Annotated in this window: 15 protein-coding genes and 1 other RNA gene; 8 read left to right on the top strand and 8 right to left on the bottom strand. The window is 38.6% G+C overall.

The features are described 5' to 3' along the window. Window positions 1-30: 30 nt before the first annotated feature. Window positions 31-382, top strand: a transfer-messenger RNA (tmRNA) gene (gene ssrA / locus JWG41_RS06745). Window positions 383-649: 267 nt separating this feature from the next. After that, window positions 650-1,027, top strand: coding sequence for an MliC family protein (locus JWG41_RS06740; protein WP_205269169.1), 378 nt, complete (start codon window positions 650-652; stop codon window positions 1,025-1,027). Window positions 1,028-1,619: 592 nt separating this feature from the next. Here the strand turns inward: JWG41_RS06740 and JWG41_RS06735 are convergent. Further along, window positions 1,620-2,285: a DUF1554 domain-containing protein gene (locus tag JWG41_RS06735; RefSeq protein ID WP_205269168.1), complete on the bottom strand. Its 666-nt coding sequence runs from the start codon at window positions 2,283-2,285 to the stop codon at window positions 1,620-1,622. A 298-nt stretch (window positions 2,286-2,583) separates the two neighbouring features. Here JWG41_RS06735 and JWG41_RS06730 point away from each other — a divergent pair, with 298 nt between their 5' ends. Further along, complete coding sequence (locus JWG41_RS06730) at window positions 2,584-3,141, top strand: DUF3592 domain-containing protein (RefSeq protein WP_205269167.1); 558 nt, start codon at window positions 2,584-2,586, stop codon at window positions 3,139-3,141. A 99-nt stretch (window positions 3,142-3,240) separates the two neighbouring features. On the opposite strand, the gene JWG41_RS06725 is transcribed toward JWG41_RS06730, so the two are convergent. The 5 genes from JWG41_RS06725 to JWG41_RS06705 all read right to left on the bottom strand — a co-directional run bounded on the left by JWG41_RS06725 (window position 3,241) and on the right by JWG41_RS06705 (window position 9,828). After that, a complete protein-coding gene (locus JWG41_RS06725) occupies window positions 3,241-6,273 on the bottom strand; it encodes a chitobiase/beta-hexosaminidase C-terminal domain-containing protein (RefSeq protein ID WP_205269166.1) in 3,033 nt (1,010 codons plus the stop codon). A gap of 147 nt (window positions 6,274-6,420) precedes the next feature. Beyond that, window positions 6,421-7,899: a ParA family protein gene (locus tag JWG41_RS06720; protein WP_205269165.1), complete on the bottom strand. Its 1,479-nt coding sequence runs from the start codon at window positions 7,897-7,899 to the stop codon at window positions 6,421-6,423. Between the two features lie 29 nt (window positions 7,900-7,928). Then, window positions 7,929-8,354 (bottom strand): hypothetical protein, encoded by a 426-nt coding sequence (locus JWG41_RS06715; protein WP_232373800.1) that lies wholly within the window; start codon window positions 8,352-8,354, stop codon window positions 7,929-7,931. Window positions 8,355-8,370: 16 nt separating this feature from the next. Next, entirely contained in the window at window positions 8,371-8,859 is a 489-nt protein-coding gene (locus JWG41_RS06710) for a GyrI-like domain-containing protein (RefSeq protein ID WP_205269164.1), read from the bottom strand. A gap of 105 nt (window positions 8,860-8,964) precedes the next feature. After that, a complete protein-coding gene (locus JWG41_RS06705; RefSeq protein ID WP_205269269.1) occupies window positions 8,965-9,828 on the bottom strand; it encodes an AraC family transcriptional regulator in 864 nt (287 codons plus the stop codon). Window positions 9,829-10,057: 229 nt separating this feature from the next. Between JWG41_RS06705 and JWG41_RS06700 the strand changes: the two genes are divergently transcribed. The 3 genes from JWG41_RS06700 (at window position 10,058) to JWG41_RS06690 (ending at window position 11,906) form a co-directional block, all read left to right on the top strand. Further along, window positions 10,058-10,813, top strand: coding sequence for an SDR family NAD(P)-dependent oxidoreductase (locus JWG41_RS06700; protein WP_205269163.1), 756 nt, complete (start codon window positions 10,058-10,060; stop codon window positions 10,811-10,813). Window positions 10,814-10,927: 114 nt separating this feature from the next. Continuing rightward, a complete protein-coding gene (gene yiaA / locus JWG41_RS06695; protein WP_205269162.1) occupies window positions 10,928-11,365 on the top strand; it encodes an inner membrane protein YiaA in 438 nt (145 codons plus the stop codon). Between the two features lie 40 nt (window positions 11,366-11,405). Next, complete coding sequence (locus tag JWG41_RS06690; RefSeq protein ID WP_205269161.1) at window positions 11,406-11,906, top strand: DUF1579 domain-containing protein; 501 nt, start codon at window positions 11,406-11,408, stop codon at window positions 11,904-11,906. A 55-nt stretch (window positions 11,907-11,961) separates the two neighbouring features. Here the strand turns inward: JWG41_RS06690 and JWG41_RS06685 are convergent, their stop codons facing one another. Continuing rightward, the gene (locus tag JWG41_RS06685) at window positions 11,962-13,380 is read right to left on the bottom strand and encodes an OmpP1/FadL family transporter (RefSeq protein ID WP_205269160.1); all 1,419 of its coding nucleotides are present in this window, start codon (window positions 13,378-13,380) and stop codon (window positions 11,962-11,964) included. 418 nt (window positions 13,381-13,798) lie between these two features. Continuing rightward, the gene (locus JWG41_RS06680; RefSeq protein WP_205269268.1) at window positions 13,799-14,377 is read right to left on the bottom strand and encodes an LURP-one-related family protein; all 579 of its coding nucleotides are present in this window, start codon (window positions 14,375-14,377) and stop codon (window positions 13,799-13,801) included. Window positions 14,378-14,502: 125 nt separating this feature from the next. On the opposite strand from JWG41_RS06680, the gene JWG41_RS06675 reads away from it, so the two are divergent. Together JWG41_RS06675 and JWG41_RS06670 are read left to right on the top strand one after the other, a co-directional pair. Then, on the top strand, window positions 14,503-15,108 hold the full coding sequence (locus JWG41_RS06675) for a TetR/AcrR family transcriptional regulator (RefSeq protein ID WP_205269159.1): 606 nt from the start codon (window positions 14,503-14,505) through the stop codon (window positions 15,106-15,108). Window positions 15,109-15,128: 20 nt separating this feature from the next. Beyond that, window positions 15,129-15,989, top strand: coding sequence for an alpha/beta hydrolase (locus tag JWG41_RS06670; RefSeq protein ID WP_205269158.1), 861 nt, complete (start codon window positions 15,129-15,131; stop codon window positions 15,987-15,989). Window positions 15,990-16,178: the final 189 nt, after the last annotated feature.

Raw genomic sequence — 16,178 nt, 5'->3', positions numbered from 1 at the left:
TCCGATATACTCGTCTAAGTAGTAAGAAATGGGGACGACATTGGTTTCGACTGTTGTTGGCTTGGATTCAGTGGCACGTAGGGGTGAGGGTCCTCTTAAAAACCTTCAAAACAATAACTGCAAATAACGAATTTGCTCTAGCAGCTTAGTTTTAAGCTCTACGGTTTCCATGGCTGTTTCCTTAGGTGGCCAAGAAACCGACACCTCTCTAAGGACCTTTCGGAACTGTCGCCCGCTTCGGGCCGAATTGAACTCTAAGTAGGATAGGAATTAGTCCCCCGTTTGTAGGGTAAGTCTTTCCGAAATTTATTTGCAAACTAAACGTGTAGAAGCTGCATTTGAGGACGATAGGACCCGGGTTCGACTCCCGGCGTCTCCACGTTTCGGCGCTCATTGTGCAGCGTTCGCCTGGCCCTCCGTAGCCAGAGCTCCCGCCCACGTCCATCCCTGGACGTTGTGCACAACAAACGCCTCCACCGGGTTATTAGCTAAAGTTTAGTAGAATTTTTTTCTGTATTCAAGTTCTAGATTTCATTTAGCAAACAATTTGCAACGGGTGTTAAACGACTACGAGAGCAAGAAACCGTTTGGAATTTCTTTTTCCTATTTGAGTTTCGTCATTTGATACGATAGAATTGGGTAAATCACATTGAAAACATCTTACCACTCGAAATTCATTTATAGTATTGCGGTAATAGCTATTATTTGCGTATTCTCTTTCCTTTGTTCACCTGCTTACGAAGAAATTAAAGTAATCTATCAAGATAACAATGATCAAAAAGTTACGGCCGTGTATCACAATCCATCAGATGGGAAAGATACATTCTCAGTGACCCTAAAAATTCCGAATCGCCAACCTATCATTTTGAAACAAGGATTCGCAGCCTCAGGAGTTCGTTATACTGATGACAAAACTTTGGTTTGGTGGACAAAAGGTGGTGAGGCGTTTATGATGAAACCAGATGGAAAAGGTGATTGGGAGATAACTAATACATATAAAGAAATTTTATTAGATCAAAATCATTGATAAAGTAATTGCTTCATTAATGTTTTTTTCATAGAAAAGATTCAATTTTAATCGTAGGCCAAACACCGAACCAAGTGTGAAAATAAAGCATATAGATTCCATATGATATTCCGCATAATATAAGTAAGACAGCTGTTTTACGAAAGACCAAAAGATTTCCCATTTCCAAGGTCATTTTCAGAACAAACTTTGTTAACCTATCAATAATAGAGAACAAAAAGAAAAATAGCAATAGAACAACACCCATACCAATCAAAGTTGCAATAGGTTTATCGTAAATACTCGCTAAACCCAATACCTTTCCGTTGATCAATGTGACAACTAAATCAACGGCGAGAATGCAGAGCAGGCGAAAATAAAAACCTAAAAACCAATGGAAGAGAGATTGTTTCGGTGACGAGGACATGAGGTAAAACTAAGAAAACCGAATGAAACTGGCAAGTGTGATTTACTAACTTCATATCATTAGATAAAACTTTTATTCACTTTAAAAAATCCATATTTTAGAAATAACTTATCCTCATGTTTTACCTCGACTCTATCCAAGGATAAAGGACAAACAATGGAAACAGATAACAAATTTTAAATCCCACTACTGTTCCACACAATAGATAACAGTTGAGGCACTGCAGTTACCAAGAGTGGAACTATTCAAACCAAAACTATTGTTTGCGATGCCAGCATTACCAGAACCTATTCCATCAGTCCAGCGACTGCAGTGATTACTCGTTCTAGTGGTCCAACCTCCCGTTGCAAGTCCAGTCAAGATCGTGGAGACTTGTACCAGCTCAGCATCATTAGTTTGTCCGCTAAAAATTCCAACACTATTGGTGGTAGCAATGGTAACGTTATCAGCCGCTCTCACGTAAGTTGTATCTGACTTTAAAATCCAATCCACATGTTCGGATACCCCACCGGAGCAATTATTTGTCGTACAAGCAATCCGGTTTGCATCATCTACTAGGAATGCCTTATAAACCGCTCTCGCTGGTTCCGTTGGTTTTTTGGGATCATTCATACAAATGGCATCGGCTCCAGCAATTCCCCCTCTAGCACCATTGTATGTTGTGCTTGTAGAAAAAAACTTACATGTAGTGCAAATCGGAGTCACCGCTTTACATGCAGAAATCTGGCCAGTAAGACATAAGATTGACTGATTCTCCAAATAAGAATCAGTCCCAAACTCACTTTGGTTGTTAAGTCTTGGTTCATTGCAATGCAAGAAGATGGCAAATATGAGAAGAAGCCGGAAGTGCATCCTTACATTCTATCCTGATTCACTTTCGGATCAACCAAGAAATCAATACGCAGAAATGTAATTACTCAACTTGTGTTGGTAATGCTTTTATTATCTCAGACAAACTATAAATTGAACTGATTGAAATTTCAAACTTTCGAGATAAGACCACTGTTCATAACCAAATTTATGTTATATGGTTTGTAAAACCAATTCTAAAATCACAAATCGCAATTGTAACTAATTACAAACAATTGAATTGAAAAAGTAATCTTGACAATGATGATTGCAATGAATAACAATAACTAGTGGAACGACCATGCCAATAGAATTCATTGTTCAGTGCCCTTGGTGCAAATCTCAATTTCCTGGTACAAAATTAACCAACTGCACCAACTGTGGTGGCACCCTCGAATACGAATACAACACAGATGAATTAGGTTCTAAACCTCCCAACGCACCTAGAATTCTTCCACCAAAATTCAAACGAAGGATCAAATACACTGGCAACGTAATGACTCTGATTGGTATCATATTTACGATCCCATTTTTCTGGACGATTCTATTCCCCATCATCGGAATCTTCTGTTGGAGAAAGGGCATCAAAACAGCCAATGAGGAACTACTACCTTTAGAAAATGGCGAGTCTACCGTTGGTGAAATCACAGATATTCGAAAAGACTACTCTCAATCACTGAATGGTCGGTCTCCCACAGTCGTAGAATTTGTTTTTGAATCAAAAGGAAAAAAACACGTCGGTAATGTTGGCAATATTTACGACTCAGTCCACCTAACCAAGAAACTAGGTGACAAACTTTGGGTAGTCTATATGCCAAATGATCCGAGTCAAAGCAGTGTGTGGCCCCCTTTGGTTTAATCAAGCCATCTAATGATGGCAAGAGACCAAACCCTGTGTATCTTTATCGCAGGATTTGGGATTCTTTTCTAGATTTAAGATTCTATTAAAATCATTAATTTAGAATGGAGGATTTGGATTAGTTACGTTGATCACACCCAATTTATTTACAGAATATTCCAAATTTGGATAGGAATCGCCGCTAAGTAAAAAATCAGATCCACTCCCATCAGTATCACAATAGGTGTAATTCAATCCTCCATTGACCGAAAAGCGTGCTACATAGGAATAGGATGCTGTTCCCCGATAAGTCCTCACTTTCGCCATATACTCAGCATTATTCGGATTATCATTGAATTCCGAAATATTATATTGAGCGGAAGAATAAGTCCATTGCAAACTCGTTCGAGGGTCCGTTCCGATTGGTCCAATTCCTATTTGGCCTGTGACAGCAGGATTCTCGACTGTCCGACTGGTTAATCCTGGATAATACACCCTTGCATAGATCATCTCGGTTTCACCTGGTACTGGCTGAGTGATGGAAAGCGGATGTTGGATGAGACAATATGGGATCTCTCCATTGGCTTCGCCAGCTCCATTTTTTGTAACTGTCATCTTTGCAGCTTTCACCAAAGTGAAGTTATGGTATGGAGCATCATTTGTGACTACCACATCCATAAAATATCCATTCGAACTACTAATCGGAGTAAAAGTGCAATTCAATGTATATTGGTCAAGCCGAGCACAAGTTGTTGGAGCAGATCCTTGGGAAGTAACAATATTCACCTGAGGATTGCTACTGAATAAAGCTTTTATATATAACTCCGAAGTGGGTGACGATCCTAAAATATATTCATACCGACCAACAGTAATCGGGAAGGTATAAATTTTATAATTTACGGTAGTTCCCGTAGGACTTGTTAAAATTAACTCCTTAACTAATTCATTTTCATTTTGTCCCAAATGGATTGGATCACCACTAACAAAAGGTATCGGCGAATGGCCTGGATGAATTATAGATACGGCGTTTTCTGTAGTAAATGTAGCAGTAGAGTCGGGTGCAATGGCTTTATACACTGCTATATGAATCGTTTTGTTTACTTCATCAATCACACCTTTAGCACCATATTCAGGAATCTCAAACGATGTAAACTTAGGAATCAATTGACCAATCGTATAGTTACGAATCAGTTCACTCGATACATTGCCCGCATGATCTCTTGCAAGAAATCGATACTCTAATACTAGGTTATTCGGTGTAATGATGGAACCAGTATACAACTGACCATTTACAATAGAACCAGAGGCATCGAAGGAAGGGGACGTTCCATTATTTGTATAAATAATTTCATGGCAGCCTGAATGTAAGTCCGTACATGTAATCGTAAGAGTTTGTGGTGTGGAATAAATTCCACTATTTATAGAAGCAGAGATTGTTGGGTTCGAAAGATCCACAGTCAAACCAATCGATGTCCCACCTTTTGTTCCTACCATATTCGAAACACAAACAAAAACAGTTTTGGTTCCTTCAGATCCAAACGACGCAACAGGAATTTCCGAAGTGATACTCACATTGGCCGACGTGGCACCAGAAACATTAGTTCCAGTCAGTACTGTTCCCGTAGCACAAGAGCTTCCCAATTTTACTTCGTAATTACCAGCCTTATCAGATTTCCAACTGATGGTTGCCGTTTGGCCTGACTTTAGATAGGTGGAAGGAAGTACACTGTTGATTGTAACGGTCGGAATGATGGTATCTACCGTATAAGTTTCACTCAATACAATCGATTGATTTCCGGCATGATCACAACTTTTGATTTTATATGTGGTAGTTGTTTGGTTAGGTGTTGCGAAAGAACTAGAATATAATGTTCCATTGGTGATCGCACAATTGGAACCAAAGGAAGGTGTGGATCCATTCGAAGTATAAATCACATTGGCACATCCTGCTCCTCCTGTGTCAGAACAATTCAAAGCCACAGACTGAATGGTTCCATAACTTCCACCGGATGGCAATACAGTCACACCAGGCGCAGTATCATCCCGAGTGATTGTTGCCACTCCAAATCCTGTCACTCCTGCACTGGTCACACAAATCCGCAGGGCATTGGTTCCCAAATTTATGGAAGAAGCAGAAATGGATGCGGAAGTTTGATTCACATTCGCAGTTACGTTTCCAGAAAAAACAATACTTCCACTATTACAATCAGATGCATTTTTTCGAATTGTATAGGTTCCTGTTCTGGAAGAGCGCCAAGTGAAGTCAGTGGAATTATTGGATCCACTATTCACACTAATATAAGGAAAACTAATCGAACTTACGGTAATGACTGGGCCGAGAGAAGGGACCATCGGATCTTCAAAGTTAGGTGCTCCGTCTCCGTCAAAGTCAGCATTGGGAAAAGCGGCTGTGATTGGATCGGTTCCTAAAATACTTACCAATTGATTGAGAAGAGGTCCAAGTACTCCCGCATTGGCCTGGTAGTATTCGCTCACACTCGCATAACCGTAATCAGCATAATTTGCTAACTCATCAATCACTCGATCGGCTACATTCGAAACAGAAGTTGGGTTGGTCATGATCCCACTAGATACTAACCAAATTTGGATATTGAGTCCTGCACCAAAAGAAAAGTGAACCACTTCCACCTGGATTGTGTTACTCGAATAATCAACCGAGACCTTTTTCATTTTCTCCAAAGTGGAATCATCTTTGATATAATACATACCGATGCTTCGTTCTTCGATTCCCGCTTCCGCAGAATTACCTTGGTTATAAGTAACTGTGAGTGAAGCCGGTTTGAAAAAATGTAGGCCTTCGGGCTCAAATTTGAAAACAGGAGTGGCGGAACCGAATTCCGCTGGAATCGATCCGTTAGGCGAAACTTCGCGGGAAATTGTGATGACTTTTGTGTCGCTCAAAGCTCCAGCAGGGATCTGGAAAGAGAAGCTACCGTCGGATGCTTGCAAAGTACCGCCCGCAGGGCCGACTTCGGCGGAGACTGTCCGAACTTGGTTAGGGTTTCCCCAAAATAATCCAAGGAAGGATTGTAAAAAAGAAGAATCCTTTTGTTCTTTGTTCGGGAGTAGGAATCCTACACAATTAAAAGAGAATACACCTAACAACAATAGGAGCGATAATTTTCGATTCATTCCAATAACCTTTTTTCAAATTCACGCTTTTTTTCCTCTTTTGTGCACAGATTGGAAGGATCCAGAAATATTGTCAATGGAATCGTTAGGTGCCAAGAGGCAAACAGAGGGCAGATGATAGAAAAAAATCGAAATGATTCAGTTCCTCTAACCTCTCATAAACGGAAATAAATCAGAAACAATGATCTCTCCTAGTTTATGAACTTCGTTCTCCACCCTTTTGCGATCTTTATCTTCCAGAGCCAATGAGGATAACTGATTGATCGAACGATTCAAAGGCAAACGAATCGCATCGAAAGTACGACCACTAATTCCATCGGCTCTTTCATTTCGAAACAATGAGTTTCTAATAAACGAATCTTTAATTTCTTTTTCAAGATACTTTGCCACGACTTGATCTAAGTCCTTCTCCTTTACTTCCTTATCATTTTTATCAAAAAAATTAATCACCATATGAGAAAAAATGGGAGAACGTAAATTCAGAAAATTTATTTTTTCTTCCTTAGTCGTTGGATTCAAATGTTTGAACAACTCAGGGAAATATTGGTTTGTGAATCGGACTAAATTGATGACAGAAGAACCATTATTAAAATTGATTGGTGGAATGATTACATCACTTAAAGAAATCGCAAGCATAGAATAATACCACCATCCCGGCGGACTATCAATGATCACAATATCAAACTTGCGGTGTAATGGAGTCGTGGATCCAGGTTGTGGAATGGTAATTCCTTGTTTCATTAACTTGGAAATTGTTTTTGCAGAACTATTAATTTTTGTGATACTACCAGAAAGACTCGAATATTTATTGAGGTTTCCCTTTTTCATCGCCTCATTGGAACTTTCATTTGCTTTTGCTAAAGCCAATACAAGATTTCCATCCCGCATACTCATTGCTTTCTTTTTATCTTTTTTATCGACCGTTCCTTCCAACCAATCGATCACATCATAAAATTCCCCAGAATCCAGATGAAAGAGGCGTGAAAAATCAGATTGTAATGGATCAAAATCAAGAGCGAGTACCGATTTCTTTTTTACTTTAGATAAATAATTAGCGAGTATATAACTCACAGTAGTTTTACCAACACCACCCTTATTGTTATAAGTGGTGAGAATCACTGGTTCGTTTAGTTTCTTTTTAATTGTTTTTACGATCTCATTAGACCAATAAACGACACCTTTCCCGCTCTTTAAGTTTTTGATATAGATGATTGGAAAAACCATTCCATAATAATTCCGAACCACCAAGATCCGTTCTCCATCCGTAAAAATACCAATGGGAATATAACTTTTATTTACATTATCATAAAAGGTACGTAAATATTCCGTGAGTTGTTCAAAATCAGAAACAATTCCGGTTTCCGGATTGAATTCAGGAAAATCTTTGGTTCCATGATGTTTTACTTCAACAATCATACTGAATTTTTGATTGTCACCTAAGGCAAGTATATCGGTTCGTTTTCTTGTACCTTTGGGTGAATCCTGACGAGTCATTGCATCCTCATCATACCCAAAAAAAGTTTTTAACCAAGGTTTGACAAATTTATCTTCCACAAAGGCTTCGTTTCTATCGGCTAGAGAATCTATCACTGCATTCCAATCGATTTTTTCTTCTTTATTCTTCACAAAATACTCCGTATGATTTCAAAACCGATTTAAGAAATATTACCTTCAAACTCAAGGCGAGCCACTTCTGCTTCTTTTTCCCAACGAAGATTTCGATAAGCTTCATCCCAACTTTGTTTATAATACAATTTTCGAAAAATCCATTCCCCAAAATAAAGAACTCCAAAAACAAATGGAGAAAATAATCGTTGTTGGCGTTGATGAACAAACTCGTGTATGGCGATTCCTTGCCAGTATTTGTTATTTTCATATTCTACACAAGAAGAACGTAAAAAACAAAAACAAAGAAAACTAGCTCCTTCCGTATACAAAATGTGAATACGACCCAACTTTCCATGGGGAAGACAAATGATTTTCTGTGGAAAAAAACAAATGATCCAACTCGCAAAAAATAGGATTAAAAATACAACGAGAAACATTGTGAAAATCATAGAACCTAACAGAACGGGAATCATACAAGAACGCTAATCATTAATTTTTCAGAATGGGAATATAGATCAGCTCTTCGGAACTGGGGTCTTCATTTTTATAAGCACTACCCATCACTTCAAAATGAGGGCGATCATCCAATTGATATCCTGACTTAGGCAACCACTCTTGAAAGATGGATTGAAAAAACGGCCCTGCTTGACTTGCCAAACCTTTATATAGAAAAACAACATAAAGGCCGGAAGGAATTTCGATCTCTTCCAATCCCTCTGGTAAGGTTCCTTTTTTTGAAACCTCTCCCACTTCCACACCAGCCCATTTGGTAAAATAATTATTAGGATTAAAATTCAAAAAAAAAGTTGGTGGATACAAAGCCATCGAAATCAAATCTGAATTCAAACGATTGGGAATTTGGTTTAACTTCGGACCAAAGGATTTCCATAATACGGTTGTTTGGTTGTCGACAAAAGACATTTCTTTTTTCATGCCAACAATGAATTTCTTTTGTATCTCTATAATTTTTGATTCCATAAACAAAATATAAAATTCTAATTGATCCTTTCAATTCTATATTCTAAAGAGAATTACAATTTGATCTATTTTAGTTTATTATTTTTGTATTGGCATTCTCATTTTTTACATAACCAACTCTTTTAGTTTTTTTGCATCTCTGGCTGGTGAAGCACCAAAGAATCGACTGTATTCCCTGTTAAATTGCGACGTACTTTCATAACCAACATCTAAAGCTGCATCAGTAACCGAATAACCGCTGAATGCCAAAAGTTTCCGCGCTTCCAATAATCTTAACTGCTTTTGGAATTGAATCGGACTTAGGCCCGTGATTGATTTGAATTGTCGGTGAAAAGTTGTAATACCCATACAAGCACGATTTGCTAATTGTTCGATTTCAAATGAATCTATAAAATTTTGACGCACCCATTGAATTGCTTGGTGTATACTCGATTCTTTATCATGTGTTTGAAATAGTTGTCTAAGCCGCCAACCTTCAGGCCCAATGAGTATATGATACAAGATTTCCCTTTCATAAGCCGGTGCCAGTGCCGGAATATGTTCTGGGGATTTTAGAAGTCGGAGCATTCGGAGACAGGCTTCCAAAAAACCAGGTGTGGCAGGACAGGCAGAAAATTCGCTAGAACCAATTCTAACATTAGAACTATTAGTTGGACTATCCTTAAGTAAATCTAATAAAACCTTCTGATCCAATTGAATTCCAAGAGAAAGATATGGACGGCCGTTGGAACCTTGTTTTACGAAACCCGTAGCAGGCATCTCTGTAGGAATGACAAAGTAAGACCCAGCTTTAAGATGAACTACTTGAGTTCCAATGGATATAGTTTTACTTCCTTGTAGAACAAGACCAATCATCGGTTCATAAATGGCAGCCAATTGGTGTTTGGGCACTTCCCCTTTGATGATAAGCACTCTCGGTAATTCCGTCTTTGTTGGCTCTGTAGTGGCCTTTGCACAAAGAGAAACCATTTCTTCTAGGATTGTTTTCACAGGTTAAGCATAACACAAATATGGGATTTTTAGGCTTTTATTGAACCAAAAAATCAATTTTTTTTAATAATTTTTTAACTAAAAATATTCCTTTGGCAGTTTTAGGCAATCAATAGGTATGATCCAACCTTGTTTGAAAACAAAGTTTCCGTTATCTTTATATCCAACGGTTCTTACTTAAGTAAGACCAAGGAATAGGAGAAATTTTATGAAAATTGCAATCATCACTGGTGGAAGTAATGGTATCGGCAAAGCAACGGCAATGGAGCTCGGCAAACGAGGTGTAGGCGTAATACTCACTTACAATTCATACAAAGAACGCGCAGAAGGAGTCGTCAGCGAAATTGAAAAAAATCCAGGTGTACTGGCCGTCGCTCTTAAGTTAGATCTCACAAAGAAAGAAACCTTTGAGATGTTTGTAGAAGAAGTAAAAAACAAACTTTCGGAAATTTGGAATCGTAAGAGTTTTGATTACTTAGTGAATAATGGTGGAATCGGTGGGCCAATGCTCTTCACTGAATTAACTGAAGAATACTTTGAACAAATCCTCAACACCAATTACAAAGGACCAATTTTCCTATCACAGAAACTTATTGGTTTTATGGAAAACAATGGTGCCATTGTGAATACTTCTAGTTCATCTAGTAGCAAAGCATTTGTTGGCTATTCCATTTATGGATCTCTTAAGGCAGCATTGTCAACCTGGACGCGATATCTGGCAAATGAACTAGCACCTCGCAAAATCAGAGTTAACGCTGTATCACCAGGACCAACACATAGCAATTTTGGCGATGGAGTATTTGATAAATATCCAGAATTTATCAAACCGTTGGCCGAACAAACTGCTTTCAAACGGATTGGTTTACCAGAAGATATTGGCAAAGTGATTGTGAATTTACTCTCTGATGATTTTGGATGGGTGACAGCTCAGGACATTGAAGTATCGGGTGGGCATTTGCTTTAAGACTTTTTAAACAAGTCCTACACGAAACCAAAACTTGGATCTGATAACAAATAATCAGATCCAAGTATCAGTAAATTCTTGACCAAATCTAGAAACATCCTTATACCAACAGGAATGGTTTCTCAAGCACAAAAACCCTCCCCTGCCTTTATTGGTGCCTCCTGGCTCTCTCTACTCATTGGTATGTTTACTTTCATTGTTGGAATCTGGAACGCCGATATGATGTTAAACGAAAAAGGATTCTACATTACCATTCTAATGTATGGATTATTTTCTGCCGTTTCTTTGCAAAAAACTGTAAGAGACCAATTGGAAGGCCTATTTGTCACAGGCATTTATATTGGATTGTGTTGGTTTTCTGTTATACTAACCTTATCACTTCTTTTGATCGGACTCTGGAATGCAACTCTCGCGTTGAGCGAAAAAGGTTTTTTTGGAATCTCTTTTGTTTTGAGTTTATTTGCCGCCGTTGCCGTCCAAAAAAATGTTCGTGATTTACGAATGGCCGAAGGAGATATCAAACCAGAATTATCTCCTAAAGGAAAAGACTAAGTCCCGGTTAACTGAATTCAATGGTGAGCGAGCGATAACGATGACAACAAACAAATTCGAACAATCTCTTGCCAATGGTGCCCACAACCAATTACAAAACTTAATTGGTTATTGGAGAGGAAAAACCAAAACTTGGTTTGAAAAGGATGTTCTAGCAGACGAATCCGATGCAGAAGCTACCATCACTAGTTTGTTGGATGGTAGATTTATTTCTATTGATTATCAAAGTAGTTTGGAAGGAAAACCCTTCGTCGGAAAGATGATTCTCGGTTTTGATATCCCTTACCAAAAATTTACAAGTTCTTGGATTGATAGTTTTCATATGGGAACACAAATCATGTTGTCCAGTGGTGATGCCTTGGCGAATGGATTTTCTGTGACTGGTTCCTATGGCAACCCAGAGTATGGTGAAAAACTCTGGGGTTGGCGAACAGAAATTCAATTCATTAGCGACAAAGAATTTTCCATCACTGCTTATAATATCTCTCCCGAAGGAGAGGATGCCAAAGCAACGGAGACATTCTACAAACGAGTTAGTTAGAACGAATCCTTTAGAATGGATTCGTTTTCATTTTATAAAATTTCATTAACTCCCTTCATTCAAAGGATCTTGTAGCACCTAACGTAACATTCACGAATGAAGATTCTGCATTGTAACTATACCCTAAACCATTAAAAGATGTCGGGCCTGTGCGAATGTAGTGAGATAAATCCCAGTCTGTACCTTTGGCTCCAGTGATTTTGTTTCTCGGACCATTATAACTAATCCCAAAATCAATACTCCATTTATCAAAGAGATAACTAAAACCAGCCGCCACCACATGGTGTAAGGAAAAGAATCCTCCGGTCGATCCACCGAGCCCATTACTTTTGATGGGAAGTGTATTGTAACTATATCCCAATCGATAAATCCAACTTTCCGTTACCTTATGTTCGAGTCCAATGAGGGCCGCAAACTGGTCTCTAAAATTCAATTGGGCATCCCCTGCTTGTACGTTTCCAATCGGAGTGGCAAGCCATGGGTCTTCGAGTTTCTGGGTCACTTTTCTTAAGTAAGATCCATAATTTGTATAAACAAAATCCAATCCAACTTTGAAATTGTCCGCGCCGAAAGCAAAACCTAAGGAATGTTTTTCTGGCATATTGAAAAAATAGGAAACGCCAGTAGTTCGATAATAAGCGGGATTGTTGATCCCTACCGTATAATGTCCGTTCATGGGAAGAGCAGCATGGGCTTGGTAAGAATAGGCAATTCGTAACCAATCATTTACCTTATAGTTAAGTCCGAAAATTCCTCCTAAGGCAAAAGACTTTTTACTACTTTCATAATAAGAGCCAGTACCCGGAACTTCTACAGTTCCCGTTAGTTCATAATACTTTTGATTCAACCGTTGATAACCATACAAACCTTCAATGCTGATACCGACAGAAAGTTTTCCAAAATCATACGAGATTCCATTCACGAGTCTTGCAATGGCAAACTCATTGGAATTGGATTCTTTGATTTGTGGATTGTCTCCGATCCCTGCCGGTAAGTTCAAACCACCCCAATCATTTAATGTCTGTCCGGTGGGAGTATTCCGAGTGATTTTCTCCACCCCACCTTTGGCTCCTCCTGATACATAAAATGCAATTCCATAATGTAAATTCTCTGTGACTTGCGTTTTAAAGGCGATGTAAGGAGCCGGTGCATTGATGGCTGATTTTTTATCGTTGGAATAAACATACTGTGGGTTGGCATCCAAAAAACGATCTTGGTATCTTGTGTAGATCGTTGAATTCGTGGCTCCAAATTCCAAAAGTTTGCCTTTCTTTAAAGAAAGGTTTGCTGGGTTCAGGGCTACATCAATAGCCGATCCACCAAGGGCTGTATTCGTTCCGGCAAGTCCTTCGTAACGTGCATTAAAAGCATTCCTGGTAAGACCATCGATGGCTTCTAAACGACTTCCCAATAACAAAAAGATTGCGACAACTAACAAATAATAGGTGTAAATTCGATGGTTGAGTAGGTTCATTCGATTTCCTTTGGCAACAAAATGTCAGGAAACAAATTATCACCTAGGCAGAAACTGCTGGAAACCCATCCAATTTAAAGAAATTATTTCCAATATAACGGATATATTGTCCGATTTATATTTATATCTTACCCAAATTGGTAAATATTGTGACGTATTTCAGCCAAAGAGTAGGAGTACTGACCTCGTTCGAGCGGTAAGTGGTCTGCAGTCATGACGAATGTATGCCTATCTTTCTAAGTCTCCAGTGCGTTCCCCATCTCTACTAACAGTAGTCATTCTGCTAAATCAGGGTCAGGCTCCTCCGGGGTGCGCTAACGCTCCCGTCCCCCACCATCTAACGATGGCAGGTGACCAAGCCCTTCGCATCCTTAACGCGAAGAAAATCCAATCACAAAATCAGATAGAGTCTTTTACTTTAACTTTGTCTTCCTTCAATGATTTGTAATAGAATCACAATGGCGATTCCTAACTTCCTATCCAATGCATTTGCCGTATCTAAGGAGAAATCAATATTGAATTGTGGAACAAATGGATTAAAGGTTTGTTTTAGTAATCCCACCTGTTTGTTATTTAGTGAAATGAAAAAAGTTTGGGGTATTAAATTGGTTAAAAATCGTCGCAGGATTGCCTTAAACACGCTGTCTTCATCAATAGAACCAATCACTTGATCCTTTGTGTCCAATATTTCCCAAGAGTCTTTTAATATAGATTTAAAACCTTTTCTGCGGAGTGCTCCCATCGGTTGGTTTGTCGAAATATCTACCACATCGTAAATTGCAGAAAAATCGATCACACTACGTGCTTTTATTTTTAAGAGTTCTTTTGTTTTGGTTTCATCGGCATAAACCGTAATATCTTCTTTTAATTTGAAGGCTTTCTGTTTTACGAAAAACAAAAGGTTACTTTTAGTTTCATCAAAGATACGTATTTCTCCCCCAAAGATTTTCAAAAAACTTTTTTTAGCGAAATATTTGTTAAGCGTAAACTGTTGCATAGGCCACGATTGTAACAAAATTTCACCAAACTCAAGTCAAAAAATAATTCAAAAATCTCAGATGATACGGCAAAACCTCTAAAAAAGTACTTTACAAAATTAAACGAACGATCGTACTTTTATTTATGGGCAAAGGTGAGGAAACAAAATCCATGATTTTGGACAAGGCAGTCCAGGTGGCCAGTGTCCAAGGTTTACAAGGTCTCACCATTGGAAGTTTAGCCGATGAATTGGGGATGTCCAAAAGTGGACTCTTTGCTAAATTTGCCTCCAAAGAAAACCTTCAAATCGAAGTGCTCCGAGTGGGCAGTGAACTCTTTCGAAGAAATGTGGTGTATCCAGCCCTCAAAACCAAACCAGGATTAGCCAGACTAAAAACTGCATTTCAGATGTGGTTAACCTGGGCGCATACAGATAGTTTGCCTGGTGGTTGTTTGTTTTTATCTTCCAGTTCCGAATTCGATGACAGGCCGGGTATTGTCAGAGATCATTTGAAAAAAACGCAAATCAGTTGGCAAAAGACATTAAAACAATTTGTACAAGATGCGAAAGACACTTTAGAATTAGATTCCAGTATCAATGTAGATAAGATGGTCCAAGAAATTTGGGGCCTCATCTTATCTTTTCATTTTTATAACAGACTTTTGGAAGATAAAAATGCCGAAAAAAAAGCCAAACAAAGTTTTAACGAATTAATCAAACGAAATCAATATGAAGACAGTTGGGACTAACTTAAAAAAAGGATTTAGTAATGGAAACTAATAGCACGATCGTTCGTTCTTTAAATCGAACCTATCCTATTCCAATGGAAGAAAAATGGGCCTTTGCCAGAAGAAAACCAATGTTTTTTGGTTATGTGGCGGCTCAGTATTTTCTATCAACCCAGAAACAGAAACCATCTAGAAAAGAAATGGATGTGTTGGCACTAGCAGAACAAAAGGAATTCCAAGAGAACGAACACCGCATCCAATACTTTCATTGGAAAGGAGAAGGAGAAACAGTTCTTCTGGTTCATGGTTGGAATGGAAATACTGGAAACTTTGCAAGGATAGTCCCTGCTCTTTTGGAGGCAGGTTACAATGTATTCGGAATCGATTTGCCGGGACATGGATTTTCTACTGGAAGGTATTCTAATATTGTTCTTTCGGCAAAGATGGTGCGTAGACTTGTGTTAGAGATTGGGAATCCCGATTTTATCATCACACATTCCTTCGGGGGTGCGGTGGCGACCGTAGCACAAGAATTAGGTGTAACTGCAAAAAAATTAGTTTATATTGCGCCGCCATTACGATTAGAAATTCTAAGAAAAAGTTTTAGTCAATACTATCAATTGACGGTAGAAGAACAAGAGTCTATGCGTTCAATTCTAGAGCGAAAGGTCAAACAACCTTTAAGCAGTTTGGATTTAGGGGCAGCAGGCCCCAAGTTTAATAACTCACTCCTTGTCATCCATGATGAAGATGATGTGGAGATTCCTTTTTCGATGGGTCTTGCGGTTTCCAAAGCTTGGAAAAATTCCAAGTTAGTAAAAACCAAAGGACTCGGTCACAAAATGATTTTGCGAACAGAAAGTGTTAAAGAAGAAATTCTAAGTTTTCTAAAAGAGTCCTAAAAAAGTTTTTAGGAGATGAAAATGAAAGGCCAGAATTAAGAACTAATTCTGGCTCATCGATGCCAATTTATTGGCTTCGTCTTTGATCATTTCTATATGTTCTTCTAGATCTTTGGAGGCGCGACTGATTTCGTTGACCTCCATTTCTAGTTGGACAATCCCTTTTGATGCTTCTTTCTGACCAAGTAA

The organism is Leptospira chreensis (genome assembly GCF_016919165.1).
In the GTDB taxonomy this organism is placed as follows: domain Bacteria; phylum Spirochaetota; class Leptospiria; order Leptospirales; family Leptospiraceae; genus Leptospira_A; species Leptospira_A chreensis.
The sequence above is the reverse complement of the archived record's forward strand: the minus strand, read 5'-3'. Positions and strand labels throughout refer to the sequence as shown.